Here is a 15308-nt window from a genome sequence, read left to right as displayed (position 1 = left end):
AGAACCGTTCATGAATTATTCGGTACATATTGCAGGATGTGACTTAACAGCTCGCCATCCTTATATGGTTTCCCCAGGAATTCATTGGCACCCAGATCTAGCGCCATTTTACGGTGTTTGTCAGCAGTCCGTGATGTAATGACAATAATAGGTATCTGTGCGGTATCGGCATTTTCACGCATTCTTTCGATGAATTCGAAACCGTTCATTTTAGGCATTTCAAGATCAACCAGAATAATGTCTGGCTTCATTTGTGTAATCGTTTCAATGGCTTCAAGGCCATGCTTGGCGGTTAAAACATTGTAGCCTTCTCGTTCGAGAAGTCGGCTGGTTACTTTACGCACTGTCAGTGAGTCATCGACAACCAGGACAGTTGCCGCAGACTTGCTCTTATCAGCTGCGCGGCCAATAATTTCAGAAGCAGGCGTTTGTAAAATCAGCTGTACGTCTTCACGGTTCAGCAATTTAAGTGGATTTAGAATCAGCGCAGGCTTGCCTTCGCCGGTTACAGTGACGCCTTCTACTCCCGGTGCATGTAAAATCTGGGAGCCGGCCTTTTTAACAATGACTTCCCGGTTGCCAATTAAGGTATCAATATGAATGGCAAGCCGCAAATCACCGCTGCGCAGTAACAGGACGTGATTATATTTTTTTGTTTCGGGTTTATTGTCCAGGTAACCCAGATAAAATGAAAAGTAGGAAAATGGATAAATATTTCCATCATAATGTATCTGTCTATCCTGGTATGCTTTCTGCATTGCATCGGCACTTATTTCCTGTACCTGCTCAACTACCGTTTCCGGTATTGCGTATACCTGATTACCCGATGAAACAATTATTGCTTGTGTTACCGCAAGCATTAATGGCAACTGGATATGAAATACAGTTTCTCTGTTTTTTTCTGAGCTGACCGAGATATGACCGCCCAGTTCGGAAATATCATTTTGGACGATATCCATTCCCACACCGCGACCGGCATTGTCCGTTGCATGATCCTGTGTTGTCAGTCCCGGGGCAAAAATTAACGCCGCAATCTGATCATCTTCCAGTAATTCATTTTCGTTAATCAGACCTTGCTTAATCGCTGCTTTACGGATATTTTCCAGATCGAGTCCACAACCATCGTCGCGAATCGTAATGACGATTTCGTTGTTGCTCTGTTGTAGATTCATCACAATCTGTCCGGTTTCTGGTTTGCCGGATAAAATGCGCTGGTCGCTTTTCTCAATACCGTGTGCAACCGCATTACGCAAAATATGTTCAAGAGATGCACTGATTTTTTCTAAAACACTGCGGTCAATCTCGGTTGCTTCGCCCCGGATTTGCAAGCAGGCCTTTTTGCCAAGATCACTTGCTGCTTTTCTGAGAACGCGATAGTAACGTTCCGAAATACGCCCAAATGGCACAGTGCGTATACGTATCAATTCCTGTTGCAGCTGATGGTTGACGTCTGCCTGCTGTGCCACTGCCTCAACTGCAGCAACATGTGCGGTTTTGAGATTTTTCTGCACAGTCATGACGTCATCGATACTTTCAGCCATGAGCCGGGTCAGCTCTTGTAGACGTGTGAAGCGATCAAGTTCAAGCGGATCAAAGGACTGATCGTTGTTGTGTTGATGCACGGTTCGTGAAGCCATTTGTGTCTCTGCCTGAATTTCGATTTCACGAAGCTGTCCATGCAAACGATCTATACTTTCAGTCAGATCCTGAAGCGATTGCTTGAAATGATTTAGCTGCGTTTCGATTTTACTGCGAAAAATGCTGGCTTCCCCGGAATCATTTACCAAACGATCTATTACCTCGGCCTTTACACGCAAAACATTGATGGGTTGGTATGCATCTTCATATTTTGTTTCAGATGAAATTAAGTGCTCCTTGGTGGAAGAAATTTCCGGCGCCGATATCTCATTTACCTTCGGTGATTCAGCACCGGTATCAGCAACTGTTGCCGTGTTGGTGATCTCTGGTGTCTGTTCGGCCTTTCCCTTTGATTGCAAACGTTCAATAGTTTCACAGATCTGGTCGAATTGATATTCAACAGTTTCGATAGCATGACCTGAGACAACCGGGCTGTTGAATGCCTGCTCCACTTCTTCTTCTGTTGCATGAATCAATTCGCCAAGCTGCAGTGCGCCTATCATATGCGCACTTCCTTTCAATGTGTGCAGTAATCTGAGAAGACTGATACGAATTCCCTCATCCTGCGGCAAAATGCGCCACGCGCGCAGTTTTGTACTGATTTGAGGAATGATGTCTTTTGCTTCCTCCAGAAAAGTCTGCATCAATTCTGTACTGACATCATCATGTATATTTTCAGCAATTTCCTGGGGTGCATCGACATGCCGGTTTGATTCCGTTTCAGCATAGTTTGCGGGCGGTGCTTTTTTGAGCCTGTATTCATTCAAATTGACAGGTCCGGAACAATTTACTGCGGTAGCTTCGCTGCTTCTTGTCTGGTGGTTTGCAATTTCATGTATTAAAAACTGCGCAAGCTGCAGATCAGCATCATTCGGAAACTGTTGTTGCAGGACTTTTTTGAGCAGTTCGCTGATTTGTTGAATACAGTTTTGTATCAAATGCGTATCGGATTCCTGCACATGCGCACCTGCTTCCATCAACCGTGTCAGCCAGTTCTCGAATGTTCCGCAAAGGTCGGCTACAAAATCCAGCTTTATAGCGCGTGAAGTGCTTCCCAGGGTATGTATAGCCAGTAAAAACGGTTGATTGATTGCTGCCGGATGGGTGTTCAGCAGTATTTTCAATTCTCTTTCAAGAGTCGTCAGGTGCTGTTTCGATTCAATGGTAAATACTTCAAAAAGATCAGCAGGAATCGAAATGCCGCCAATAGTAACTGTATCCTGTGTCACGTCGTCACCCATTAAAGAGTTGTCTGCAGAATCCTGTTCGAGGCGGTGTGTTTTTTCTTCGTCAGTGCTCAGGCGACTGATCAGTTCCTGCAGTTGATCTGATTGAATCTCCGCTTTGCCTGTCGTTTTAAGGCTGTTACACCAATGGGTGAATGATTGATGCGCAATTTGTATCAAATGAATCAAATCGTCTGTAATCTGTTTTTTTTCATTGAGCCAGTAATTCAACGTTTTTTCCAACGTCCAGGCCGCATCGCTCAGGAAATCCAGTTTGACCATTCGACCGCTGCCTTTCATGGTATGAAAGCCACGGCGGATGGTGGCAAGTGACTTCAGGTCCGATTTGTCCGATTGGCAATTGCGGGTACTTTCGGCGATTTCGGCCAGAATTTCATCCGCCTCTTCAAGAAAGATATCCAGTAATTCAGGATCCACGCCGGAATCAGTTTTGCTTTCAGGTTCGGGGTGTGCGTGTTCGGCTACCTCTATTTCCTCGATATCAGTTTCTTCAGGTTCGGGTTCGTTAGTTGATTCATCAGCAATAAATGATGTGTCAGACTTCTGACGAGCAGTATTTTCAAAAACCGCAATGGCAGAATCAATAACTCTATGGTTCGCTTCGGGATTGTTCTTGTATGCTTCCAGAAAGAAACTTAAACTGCTTAATCCATCGACCAGCAGGTTCTGGTCATGGCGCGTCATTACATAATCGTCAGCCAGCATTCTTTTTGTCTGGTTGAGGCACAGATTCAATAAATGATGAGCACGCTTCAATTCCAGCATGTCGAGTACGCCAGCAGTCTGATTAAATAGGGTTAAAACAGTCGGTAATGCTTCGCGTTCTGTGGGTGATAAAAAAAACTGTTCCACTTCCTTTTCGATCTGTTGTAGATTGGCGAGCACTTCCTGCACGGTTTGTTCCTGTAATTGTCTTTTTTGGGCCGGATTCAGGGTTTCACTTGAGGAAGCGGCAGACAGTCCGGCCTCGGGCTCATCACCGGCGGTCGCGGTTTTCAGACGAGCAGAGATTGACTCAATCTGTGCCGACAGATCGTTTGGCAGCACATTAAAGTTTTCAAGGATACTTTCAAGATGCAGGAGCGCGGTTGAGATTTCCATCGTAGCTTGCTCATTTGTAGTCGTTGAATACAACTGCTTATTCTGCAAAGTGCGCGCGGCATGGTCTATGGCTTCGGTCAGCTTTTGTATCGGCAGGTACTGAAGGTGCCTCGACAGTTCGCGTACGTGTGCAATATTTTCCAGGAATGACGTTAAATCGATCTGCTTGCCAGAGCAAAATGCCTGCCAGTCTTCATTGGTTTGCTTGAGCGTTTCCCTGGTTTTACACAAACTGTCATGTTGTAAAGCCAGGCGGTCTGGTTCAATCGCCTCGTAAGCTGTGATTGATGGCAGCGAAAAAGCTCTGCGTATTGCTTCAACTTGTTCGCTTGCCTGCAAGGGTTGGTATCTGGCCAGGTGGTAAAGTAATTCACGTATCAGTTGGGACGTATCTTGATAGGAGCCGTCTGCTCTATGGCGCAGTATTTTTTCAATATTACCGCATAGCTTCCGGCTCGATAGTTCGATGTCTGACTCCTGAGATAAAAGGCCTTCCAGAAAACCGGCTGCTACCCACCAGAAGATACGCTGTTCTGCAGGCCCGGGTAGTTGCTCTACTTCTGTAAGCGCGTGATGCATTTTTTCAAGATTTTCAGTCGCCGAAGGGTTTTTTAGCCACTGTACCAGCCCCATTTGGTATTCCGTACGGGCGCGTTTGGCCAGTAATTTAAGTTGCTGGGAATTGCTTTCATTAACGATAGATTTTAAGGGCGGGTCTGATCTCAGAAAAGGGAAAAATAAATCCAGCTCTGATACCTGCTGATTTCCAGTGAGATACATTAAATCCCGATAAGCTGGAAAAAGTCGCAACGGGTATCCTGTCGAGCCATCGATCAGATGGTTCAGATAATCAAGAATCGCATTGATAGCCCGATTGATTGCGTCAGTGCATGTCAGAACGGCATCACTTTGCTGCGTCATCAATTCGTCAAGTAGTAGCTCGATTTTACCGGTAATGACAGTTATGCTCTTTAGCTCGAGTACCTGAAACAGGCTGTCCAGCTGATTAATGTAGGTGCGGCAAGTTTCAATCAGTTCCGCGTCCCCCGGATTCCGGCTGTAAGCCTCAAGATTTTCCTGTATGAGTGCAAATAATTCATGAATATTCTCTTTGATTCCCGCGATAGAAGAGATGTCAAACCTGGTTTGCATATTCATTGATATAGCGTAAAAAAACAGAAGATTAAATTTTAAAATTAGCCACAGATGCCTTGAGGTCAGATGCAAACCCCGAAATTTGATTGACCGAGGCCGTTGTCTGCCGGGTGCCGTCAGTCGTCTGACGTGTTATAAGCAGAATTTCTTCCATATTATTGATCACCTCTTTGGCGGCCTGCGTCTGCGCATGAGTGGTTGTATAAATATGGTTGACATGATCTGCAAGCCGCTTGGAGATCGTTTCGATCTCTTCAAGTGCCTTGCCTGCAATATTCGATTTTTGTGCGCCCTTGATAACTTCTCTTGTGCTTCTCTCCATAGCGGCGATAGTGTCGTACGTATCATTCTGACTCATTTTAATGAGCCGGCTGATCTGTTTACTGGCTTCTGCTGAACGTTCTGCGAGTCGCTGTACTTCCTGCGCGATGGTGTTAAAGCCGCGTCCCGCTTCTCCCGCTGCCCTTGCCTGCAATGCGGCGTTTAGCGCAAGAATATTGGTTTGTTCTGTGATATCTGAAACCAGCGCAATAATCTCACCGATTTCCTGAGAACTTTCACCGAGCCGCTTGATGCGCTTGGAGGTTTCTTGAATATAGGTGCGAATCTGCTCCATGCCGGCAATTGATTCACGCACGGCGATACCGCCTCTTTCCGCGGCAGACAACGACTGTTTGGCCACTTCAGCAGATCCGGATGCGGTATCTGAAACCTGATTGATGGATTCGGCCATGCCCAGAACGGCCACGGTGGTTTCTTCGATTTTGCTCGATTGCTGTTGTGTTGCGGATAGCAGTCTGGCGGATATTTGCTGCGCCTGCCCGGATGTGTTAACCACTTGTGTACTGGCGGTATTGACTTGTTTGACCAGGGTATGCAGCTCATCAATAGTAAAATTGACTGCATCCGCAATCACACCCGTAATGTCTTCTGTTACAGCTGTACGTACAGTGAGATCGCCCTCGGCCATTTTTTTCATGTCGTCAAGCAGGTTTAACATGGCTGTCTGCGTGTCGTCCATCATGGATGTCGCAAGGGGTTTTTTCTGACGTAACGTATAAATGAATATGAAAAGCGACACGATGGTGATTATCACCAGTACAACGTGTATATACGTCAGCAGTTCTGTCTGGTCTGTATCTTCTAGTTGCAAAGCTTTATCGAGCGTCACTATGCTGTTAAGAATCTCATCGCTCTGTTGAATGATTGCATTGGCTGCGGCCCTGGCTGCCATTACATCTGAAATTCCAGTTTGAATGGTATTGATATTATTGTCAATTTGTATAAAAAACGTTTCAATCATCGGCAGCAATTGCTGTGCATCCGGATCATTGATCGCTGTAAGATCCAGTATATCGTGACCTTGATTAAATGCTTGCAGAATTGCTGAAAACTGCTTGCGGTCATGCGACAGCTGTTTTTTTATTTCCGAGGCCGGCAGTTTGCTGGATAGCACGACATTAACGCTGCGTATTACATTTTGGGACAGTGTACGCATCGCAGTCACAGCGCCAAGCGTGTCTGGCGAATCGCCGGTCAGGCTAAGGCGTTCAATTAACTCTTCGAGTTTTTGTGAGAGTGCGTCGCTGGTTGAGTTAATGGCTCCTGTTGCCTGACCAAGATCAACGAGCGTTTGCTGGTGACTGAGAATCAGATCAATCTTGTTTTCTTCTGGCTGCCACTTCTGAAGTAAATCCTCAAGATGAGCCTTCAAGTGTGGTTGTGTAATGGCTGAAATATTGTGATGACGGAAATCACCCCCATCTGCCAGCAGCATGAGATATTGATTGATTCGTTTATGGCTGTCGTTGAGTTGCGTAAAGGCATTCTTGCGGCCTGAAAAAACAAGTTGCAGCACTGCTGGAAGGCGCAATGTATGTGTTTGCATCCGTGCGGTAACTTCCAGTCTTGCCGTATTTTTGCGTGTCTGCTCCAGATTATAAGCAAGCACCACGACCAGTAATAATGCAGACAGGGTGAATAAGCCAGCTGAGTACCGAGTGGTTATTGAATAACTGGCGGAATTGATATTGTCCTCCGGCGCGGTAACGGATGACTTTGTTTTTTTCTCTGATTTAAAGATTGATTTAAACTTTGAAAAAATTCCCGTCATTCATTTCTCCAATGATCTGCTGATTCTGTTTGAGATGGCAACAACTGTCCGGATGCGCTATTGTAACGGTATATAGGGATAAGCAGGCTAATATACAGGTGTTGTCGAAAGTAACTCGTATAATTCCAGGAATATAGCAGGTTTCAATATTGATTAATCCTATTTGCCCGATAAGGTTTGATTATTACAGATTGCCTGTGCTATGTGCGTTATCAGACTGGGGCCTTGGTAAATCAGGCCGCTGTATACTTGTACCAGCGATGCGCCCGCGGCTATTTTTTCCCTGGCGTTCTGAGCTGACATGATGCCGCCGACGCCGATAATTGGAATGCTGTCTTCTAGACAATGCCGTAACTGTGCAACAATTGCTGTGGCTTTTTCAGTCAATGGCGCACCGCTGAGTCCCCCTGCTTCCTGTGATATCGCCAGATGATCGATACATCCTCTTGACAGCGTGGTATTTGTTGCGATGACGCCGTCAATGCTATGCTTTACGAGCAGCTGCGCGATAGATGTTATATCCGGTTTTTCCAGGTCGGGAGCAATTTTTACGACCAGTGGCGTATATTTGCCATGGGTCTGGCTTAGAGACAGCTGCTCGGATTTTAGTGTGAATAATAACTGATCCAGGGCGTCTTTTGTCTGTAATTGACGCAGGTTACTAGTATTGGGCGAAGAAATGTTTATGGTAACGTAACTGGCATAACAATAAACCTTGGACAAGCAAGTCCGGTAGTCTTCTATGGCTTTATCAATCGGCGTATCGAAATTTTTACCGATATTGATGCCCAGTACACCGTTATAGTTTGAATGAATGACGTTCTCAATTAACCGGTCGACTCCATGATTGTTAAAGCCCAGACGGTTAATAATTGCCCGCGCCTGCGGTACACGGAAGATGCGAGGCGCAGGATTGCCGGGTTGTGGTCGCGGTGTGACCGTGCCTATCTCCAGAAAACCAAAGCCCAACTCGGCAAGGGCATCCAGATATTCTCCATTTTTATCCAGACCTGCCGCGAGACCGACCGGATTAGGAAAGGTTATTCCCATAACGCGCTGTTCCTGACAGTTGATCGACGGGCGCTTGAGCAAGCCAAGCCTGAATGCTGTATTAATGGCGCTTAAAGTTACAAGGTGCGCTGTTTCGGGCTCCAGTTGAAAGAGTAGCGGGCGCAATAATGAGTAGAACATGGGCAGGTATGCAGGTTGTGTTAAATCAATGTGGAGGGACGCTGATCCTCATTTTAATGAGCAGCCGGTTTTGCCGCTTTCGGAATTTGCCCGGTGTGTCAGCTATTACAGATCGTCGATCACTTGTTCAAAGGGCATCCATTGGTTACCGATCAGAATTTCCAATGGTTGAAAATTGGCTTTGTAATCCATTTTTTCATGTTTCTTGATCCAGTAACCAAGATACAAATATGGCAAGCCCAGCGTCCGGCATTGCTGAATCTGCCATAAGATGCTGTATGTGCCATAGCTCGCTTGCGAAACGTCGGGATCATAGAAAGTGTAAACTGCTGACAGTCCATCCGGAAGCAGATCGATAAAACTGATGATACGCAGTTGCTCCATATCATAAAATGATATCAGTCTCGAATTAACATGACTTTGCAACAAAAAATTCCGGTATTGCTCGCGCTTGTCGTGGTCCAGGTTGCCATCTACATGGCGCGCATTCTGATAACGCTGATACAGTAAAAAGTGCTCTTTTTTGTAGTGAAGTTGATGCTGCTGCGTAGTCATGCAGTGGTGCCTTTTCCAGCTTCGGCGCTGTGAGCGGCTTGGAATGAATGTATCTACTTTGATGCGCACCGACAGACAGGCACGGCAATGTTCACATTGTGGCCGGTAAATGAAATGCCCGCTACGACGGTATCCCTGCTTCAATAACCGGCCATAGGTCGTAGCGTCGATTTGATACTCAGGCGCAACTACTTCGGATCTTGCCATTTTATCGGGCAGATAACCGCAAGGATATGGGTGCGTAGTATGATATTTGAGTGTCTTCATTGGGTCATTCATTCATAAAGCTAAAATCCCATTTTTTTTCCAGTGCTTTTGGTTTGGCCCAGGTGGTTAGTATTTGACTGAATTCAGCTCTGGGAATTTCACGTGCGCCGAACGATGCCAGATGCGCCGTTTTGACCTGGCAGTCAATGACAACATAATCCCATTGGAGTAATTGTCTGACCAGATACACAAATGCGATTTTAGACGCATCCGGCTTTCGTGAAAACATCGATTCGCCAAAAAACACCTTTCCCATGGCTATGCCATAGAGCCCCCCTGCCAGTTTATCGTCGATCCAGGTTTCTACTGAGTGCGCCAGGCCGATTTCATGCAACGCGGTATAGGCCGCAACCATTTCTGGGTGAATCCACGTGCCGGGCTGGTTTTTGCGTGGCGCGGCGCAGGCCTGCATGACTGCAGCAAATTGGCTGTCGGTACGAATGTGGTAGTTGTTTTTATTGATTGATTTGCGTAACGAACGGGATATTTTTAATTCTTTGGGGTACAGCACCATTCGTGGATCAGGGCTCCACCACAATATCGGTTCATCCTCGTTAAACCACGGAAAAATACCGTTTTGATATGCGTTGATCAAGCGCTCGGTTGATAGATCGCCACCAATTGCCAGTAGACCGTTGGGGTCCAGTAATGCTTCTTCCAACGGTGGGAACAAAGTATCTGAGGACAATAATTGAACCATAAATAACGATCAATCAAACAAATTAACATTAACTTGATACAGGTCAAGATTAAAACAGTCATGTTTGAATATTATCAGCAAAGGTTTGCTGTAGTAATGAAAAAGTTAATAACAAGTTTTAAAAATTTTGTGTCCGGTCTGGCAAAGAGGAATTACATATGGCTTCTTGTATTAATTGTAAAGGTATTTAGCAAACATGGTTATTAGATAAATATAATATTTGGAGGAAGGGGTGAATTATTTCCATGATAGAAAAAAATTAGACAGAGGTTTGATTGGAATATTCATATTGACAAGCATGCTGGCATTTGCGCCACAGGTTCTCGCGAATGACAGAACCCATGCCCTGGAACAGAAGGTTCAGGAATTAGAGAATATGCTTAGAGCTGTACAAAGTGAATTACAAAAGGTGAGGTCAGAATCTACATCACAAGCTGTCGAAGCCAGAAAAGCTGCTGTTGAGGCGAAGGCCCAGGCAACTGTAGCTCGTGAGGAAGCTGCCAAGGCGGCAGTTCAGAAAGAGGAGCGCCCAAGCAAGCATATGGTCTTTTTCCGGGGTGGTTTTACACATGCCAGAGAACCACGGGATGGGTCCAGCATACGAAGTGATGTAGCGCCTCTGGGAATTCAAGATCAGGCAGATACAGAGGGTTGGTATACAGGTGCAGGTTTTGATTTTAATTTGACTGATGATGTTTGGGGGTTACTGCCAAAAACTTCAGTGTATGCAGAATTGATGTTTGAATACAAAAATTTTTCCAATTCAGTCCAAGGTAATGCTTTGGCAAATCATCCGACGCTCTTGGTGAGTGATGTTGTTAATCCAAGAAGTGTGACTGTTAGCCAGTTTACTTTGACGGCGTCCCCAAAGATTAAGTTTTTTGAAGGTTCAAAGATCAGACCGTGGATAATACCGATGGGTCTGGCACTTCATGTAGTCAGTCCCACAACTGAATCGATCACATATTTAACACCAGGTGTTCAGTTTGGTGCTGGTGTTGATTACAACGTATGGAAGAATCTTTATGTCGGAATCGATGGACGTTATCATTTGACAGCTGGGAAATCCGATGGCGTCAAAGTTGATGGTATGACAGCTGGCGGTTATATAGGAATTGGATTTTAAAATCTAAACAGTCGCTTTTTTTGTGGGTATAAGCCGATTGTTTCATCGTCGTTTCAAATAGATCGTTGTTGTTTGAGCGATGAAAGTGGTTGTAAAGTGGCAAGTTCGTGACGAAGCCGTTTCACCTCACTGTCTCAGTGAGGTGTTTTTTTTGTTCATTCAGTAGAAACAGCAGGTTGCCATTAGTGATCGCCACCGGACCTGGCAAGTAGTGCATCAAGAGTGCGCGTGCTGAGGAAACGTTTGAGTATGCCAAACAGATAGGTAGGGAAAGTAACATAGTAACGTGGATGCGGTTTATCCGATTCCAGTGCATGAACGACACGCCTAAGAACAGCCTCGGGTGGAAGCGTGAAAGGTACGGCAGGCCCTTTTGTATTCAGTCTTTTGAGCGCTTTGCGATAGCGTTCGTGATGAATGCTTTTATCCACATCAACATATTTCGCCAGCATTTTGACAGCATTTTCACGGAACTTGCTTTCAATTGGGCCGGGCTCAATCAGGCTGACGTAAATGTTGCTGCCTGTTAATTCGAGACGCATGGTGTCGCTTAGCCCTTCGATAGCATATTTGGTTGCATTATAGGCGCCTCGGTAAGGCAGTGATACGAATCCCAGCACCGAACTGTTTTGGATGATGCGCCCATAACCCTGCTTGCGCATCACAGGCAGGACCAGATTAGTTAATTCCTGCCAGCCCAGAACGTTGGTTTCAAATTGATCGCGCAACGCATCTCGGCTCAAATCCTCGATTGCGCCTGGCAAGCCATAGGCACCGTTGTTAAATAGTGCATATAACTCTCCGTTCGTCTGGTGCATGACATGCTCAAAGGCCTGAGCAATAGAATTTGAATCCTGCAGATCCAGACGAAAGCTTTCCAGGCCCTCGTTCAGTAACATCTCGACACTTTCCTGGCGACGTGCAGTGGCGAAAACACGATAGCCGTGCGTATGCAGCGCCTTGGCAACGCAATAGCCAATACCGCTTGAACAGCCTGTAATCAAAATTGTTTTTTTCATGATGGCCTGTATGATAGTTTAATTTCGCCCGTGATAACATCACTTGACAATCAAATGAGCGCAACGATAGCATCATTCAGATAAGAAATCCTTGGCTTACGTACTATAGAAAAAATTCTTTCAATGTCAAAAATTTTATTTAAACTAAATGGCGTGCCGGATGATGAGGCAAATGATGTACGCGCATTGCTGAGTGACAACGATATTGATTTTTTTGAAACAGCAGCAGGTAACTGGGGAGTTTCCATGCCAGCCATCTGGTTAAGGGATGAAAATCAGTTCGATAGGGCGCGCGCGCTTCTGGATGAATATCAGCAGGCGCGAACGATCAGGATGCGCGAAGAATACGACAGTCTGAAGAAGACCGGGAAGCATAAAACATTACTTGATGCAGTAAAAGAAAAACCCATTCTGTTTATTGTTCACCTTGCTGTATCCATACTGGTAATCTATTTATCGCTGCGACTGGTGATTGACATAAGCGAAATAGGTCTGAAAGAATAGCAGCTTCACGGGGATGATAGGGGGAGGACTTTGTTTTGGACGACCATGAATAAGGAGAAAACGATGAAAGGAATTTTGAGAATAGTTGCAGTGCTACTGGCAGTAACGCCTATTTATGCACATAGCGGTGGTAACCCGGAATTTGTTAAGTTCCCGGAAGGCTATGCAAAAACCTTTACCAAATATGCCACGGCAAATCGTGCCAATCAGACACAGGTTGCCAGGCTTTACGCCAATGATACGGCGATAAACAGTTATAAATCAGATCAAAAAGGAGATCCGGGTTCTGTAGTGGTAATGGAAATTTACAGTACGAAAACCGGTGCAGATGGAAAGCCGATACCCGGTGATGACGGTATTTTTGTCATAGATTCGCTGGCTGCTGTTGCTGTTATGGAAAACCGTGATAATTGGGATGACGCATATTCAGCTGAAGACCGCACGGGTAACTGGGGTTTTGCGGTTTATAATCCGGATGGGACTGAGAAAAGCAATGATCTGAATTGCGTACAATGCCACACCCCGCTTTCTGGACAGGATTATCTGTTTACATATCAGAAATTGGTTGATTTTGTAAAAAACCACTGATCCTGTTTGATTGATTTGCAGTACATCGAGACCACAGGTCATTACACCGGGGCTATCACTGGCTCTGAATTAATCGCCTGTTTCTCGATGGCTGTGCCTGCCAGCTGTTTTCAGGAATTTAAATACCGAACATCGTTCTTATGGTGCCGGTTAGCGAAAGTTGTTGCTTGTAGAATATTCGGCGTGTGGCAAAGAGGTGGGCGTGGCGTTGCTTCAGCCTTGATTTTTCTTCTCATCGCATCTTAACGTAAGCAACTGTCAACAGTCATTCCGGGCAAGTTTGATCTATTGTAATAAATTTTCATGAAGCCTGAAAATATCTATTCTGCAATTCCCGCCAAACTGGATTCAGAGATGTTTGAAGTGCTGCAGCAGAGCGACAGCGTCACCATCGAGAGAATTGTTTCCAGAGGCCATCAATCGCCGGTTAACGGCTGGTATGATCAGCCAAGAAATGAATGGGTGCTGGTGCTAAGGGGGCGTGCCGCGTTAATGTTCGATGATCAAACTGTAGTCCATCTGGATGCAGGTGATTATATTCATATCCCTTCACACAAAAAACACAGGGTCAGCTGGACTGATCCGGAACAGGAAACTGTCTGGCTTGCAGTGCATTTCTGACAATTTTTTAATTGCAGGCTAAACAATGAATGTAATACCGCTGCTGCTGCAGCGAGATCATACCGGAAGGGTGTTTTAAGGAAGATTGTCAGGTGTTTCCGACACCAGTTCTGCTACCAGTTTGTTCTTGTCAAACAGTTTGAACCTGATCTGGTAGTGATCGTTTGCTTTTAAATTAAAAGACGATGTGGAAATCGCTTTCGGTTGATTGGGCTGTAATAACAATTTACCGCTTTGCCGCGTGCTGGAACGCCCGGATTTTCCCTGTTTGTCTACCTCGAGCGTATATCGCAAATTGCATGTACGCAATGCTTTGGCATACGGGGTGATAGTAACCTGGTTGTCTAGTGCTACATCTTTCTCTATCCATAATTTGATTTCTGCTGATTCTGCATGTGGAATAACACCGGTCAAAATCGGGATCATCAGCAGGGTAAGGAAATTTTTCATGACTCGATTCAAAAATTAGCAGTTATTGGATATGTGTGTTGATACCGGTTTAAAGCAATTAATAGGCGATCTGGCTGTCGTGTGTATGCGAGGAAAAAAATTCTGTTGTGGGTCCCGTTTTTTTCCGGAATAATTGTCAACAAGGAACCGGTTTAACAGACTTGCGCGTCTTTCTCTGGTGTTGGCCGGAAGATGCTAGGTTATAACATCTGTTAGCCTGCTGGGAGGCTGAGAATGGACTACCTTGAGGCATTTGTCACACTGATCGGGTATATTGCATGGCCGGCGACCGCAATCGGTATTGCCATCATAGCCCGTAAGGAATTGCGAAGCGTGATTTCGGCGCTTGCAAAAAGAATCGAAGACAAGAGCAGTGCTGTTTCAATTACCAGAGAAGGTGTAGAAATCAAGGCGGTTGTCGAAGCGCAGGAAGCGCGTATTGTATCCATGCAGGCGGAGCAGGACCAGGTCAAATCGCTGGCACTTCAGCATTTCAAGGCAGCACAGCCACTCGGAATCAAGGCGCTGAAGCAAACCGGTTTGCAGGATATTGACGCTCATCTGCGGGAAATGGCCGATGCTTACATGGCGATCAATCTTCCGGATTACTCGGAACGTACAAGAGCAAAAAACGCGGCGGCGGGACAAATGGCGTTTTATATTGTCTCAAACAGGATCAATAAAGATCAGCTTGCCCATGAGAACCACGAAGGGCTGCTGATCGGACTGGCTGAATCCATCATACTGTCGGCTGAGACCGGTGATGCCGAAAGACTGCTTAAAGCCGCGCCGGGCGCAAAAAGACTGCATGTTCGCTATCGCGTGCTCATTGCCATAACCAAACTGCTTGAAAGCAATCTATTGCCGTTGGCCGATATAGGAATAGTGCGGGCGCTGCTTCGCGAATATGAAGTGGGCGCTGACAGTTCCCTTAAACGGTTGATTTCCAATGTTACATCACTCGTTAATGGCCTGATCAGTATTCCGAAAAATTAAAATTGTTGAAGTCGGTTACTGGCAGTTCAGGCATACA

The 15308-nt window shown here is 45.6% G+C and carries 12 protein-coding genes; 5 read left to right on the top strand and 7 right to left on the bottom strand.

From position 1 onward, the window contains the following. Positions 1 to 8: 8 nt before the first annotated feature. The 5 genes from BMX44_RS04875 to aat all read right to left on the bottom strand — a co-directional run bounded on the left by BMX44_RS04875 (position 9) and on the right by aat (position 9967). Positions 9 to 5138, bottom strand: coding sequence for a FimL-related protein (locus tag BMX44_RS04875; RefSeq protein WP_177167673.1), 5130 nt, complete (start codon positions 5136 to 5138; stop codon positions 9 to 11). A gap of 31 nt (positions 5139 to 5169) precedes the next feature. Then, the gene (locus BMX44_RS04870) at positions 5170 to 7254 is read right to left on the bottom strand and encodes a methyl-accepting chemotaxis protein (protein WP_090628809.1); all 2085 of its coding nucleotides are present in this window, start codon (positions 7252 to 7254) and stop codon (positions 5170 to 5172) included. Between the two features lie 159 nt (positions 7255 to 7413). Then, a complete protein-coding gene (locus BMX44_RS04865) occupies positions 7414 to 8445 on the bottom strand; it encodes a quinone-dependent dihydroorotate dehydrogenase (RefSeq protein ID WP_090628808.1) in 1032 nt (343 codons plus the stop codon). 105 nt (positions 8446 to 8550) lie between these two features. After that, on the bottom strand, positions 8551 to 9267 hold the full coding sequence (locus tag BMX44_RS04860) for an arginyltransferase (protein WP_342708020.1): 717 nt from the start codon (positions 9265 to 9267) through the stop codon (positions 8551 to 8553). Between the two features lie 4 nt (positions 9268 to 9271). After that, the gene (aat, locus tag BMX44_RS04855) at positions 9272 to 9967 is read right to left on the bottom strand and encodes a leucyl/phenylalanyl-tRNA--protein transferase (protein WP_090628803.1); all 696 of its coding nucleotides are present in this window, start codon (positions 9965 to 9967) and stop codon (positions 9272 to 9274) included. 232 nt (positions 9968 to 10199) lie between these two features. Here aat and BMX44_RS04850 point away from each other — a divergent pair, with 232 nt between their 5' ends. After that, on the top strand, positions 10200 to 11093 hold the full coding sequence (locus tag BMX44_RS04850) for a hypothetical protein (RefSeq protein ID WP_090628800.1): 894 nt from the start codon (positions 10200 to 10202) through the stop codon (positions 11091 to 11093). Positions 11094 to 11275: 182 nt separating this feature from the next. On the opposite strand, the gene BMX44_RS04845 is transcribed toward BMX44_RS04850, so the two are convergent. After that, complete coding sequence (locus tag BMX44_RS04845) at positions 11276 to 12112, bottom strand: SDR family oxidoreductase (protein WP_090628797.1); 837 nt, start codon at positions 12110 to 12112, stop codon at positions 11276 to 11278. A gap of 123 nt (positions 12113 to 12235) precedes the next feature. Here BMX44_RS04845 and BMX44_RS04840 point away from each other — a divergent pair, with 123 nt between their 5' ends. The 3 genes from BMX44_RS04840 to BMX44_RS04830 all read left to right on the top strand — a co-directional run bounded on the left by BMX44_RS04840 (position 12236) and on the right by BMX44_RS04830 (position 13825). Further along, positions 12236 to 12616 (top strand): DUF6164 family protein, encoded by a 381-nt coding sequence (locus BMX44_RS04840; protein ID WP_090628795.1) that lies wholly within the window; start codon positions 12236 to 12238, stop codon positions 12614 to 12616. A 63-nt stretch (positions 12617 to 12679) separates the two neighbouring features. After that, on the top strand, positions 12680 to 13204 hold the full coding sequence (locus tag BMX44_RS04835; RefSeq protein WP_090628793.1) for a cytochrome P460 family protein: 525 nt from the start codon (positions 12680 to 12682) through the stop codon (positions 13202 to 13204). Between the two features lie 303 nt (positions 13205 to 13507). Then, positions 13508 to 13825, top strand: coding sequence for a cupin domain-containing protein (locus tag BMX44_RS04830; protein ID WP_090628790.1), 318 nt, complete (start codon positions 13508 to 13510; stop codon positions 13823 to 13825). 75 nt (positions 13826 to 13900) lie between these two features. Here the strand turns inward: BMX44_RS04830 and csgH are convergent, their stop codons facing one another. Then, complete coding sequence (gene csgH, locus BMX44_RS04825) at positions 13901 to 14275, bottom strand: curli-like amyloid fiber formation chaperone CsgH (RefSeq protein WP_090628787.1); 375 nt, start codon at positions 14273 to 14275, stop codon at positions 13901 to 13903. Positions 14276 to 14509: 234 nt separating this feature from the next. On the opposite strand from csgH, the gene BMX44_RS04820 reads away from it, so the two are divergent. After that, the gene (locus BMX44_RS04820; RefSeq protein ID WP_090628783.1) at positions 14510 to 15271 is read left to right on the top strand and encodes a hypothetical protein; all 762 of its coding nucleotides are present in this window, start codon (positions 14510 to 14512) and stop codon (positions 15269 to 15271) included. The last annotated feature ends 37 nt before the right edge of the window (positions 15272 to 15308 follow it).

Origin of the sequence: Nitrosomonas marina (genome assembly GCF_900110145.1) — a bacterium.
GTDB lineage: Bacteria > Pseudomonadota > Gammaproteobacteria > Burkholderiales > Nitrosomonadaceae > Nitrosomonas > Nitrosomonas marina.
The sequence above is the reverse complement of the archived record's forward strand: the minus strand, read 5'-3'. Positions and strand labels throughout refer to the sequence as shown.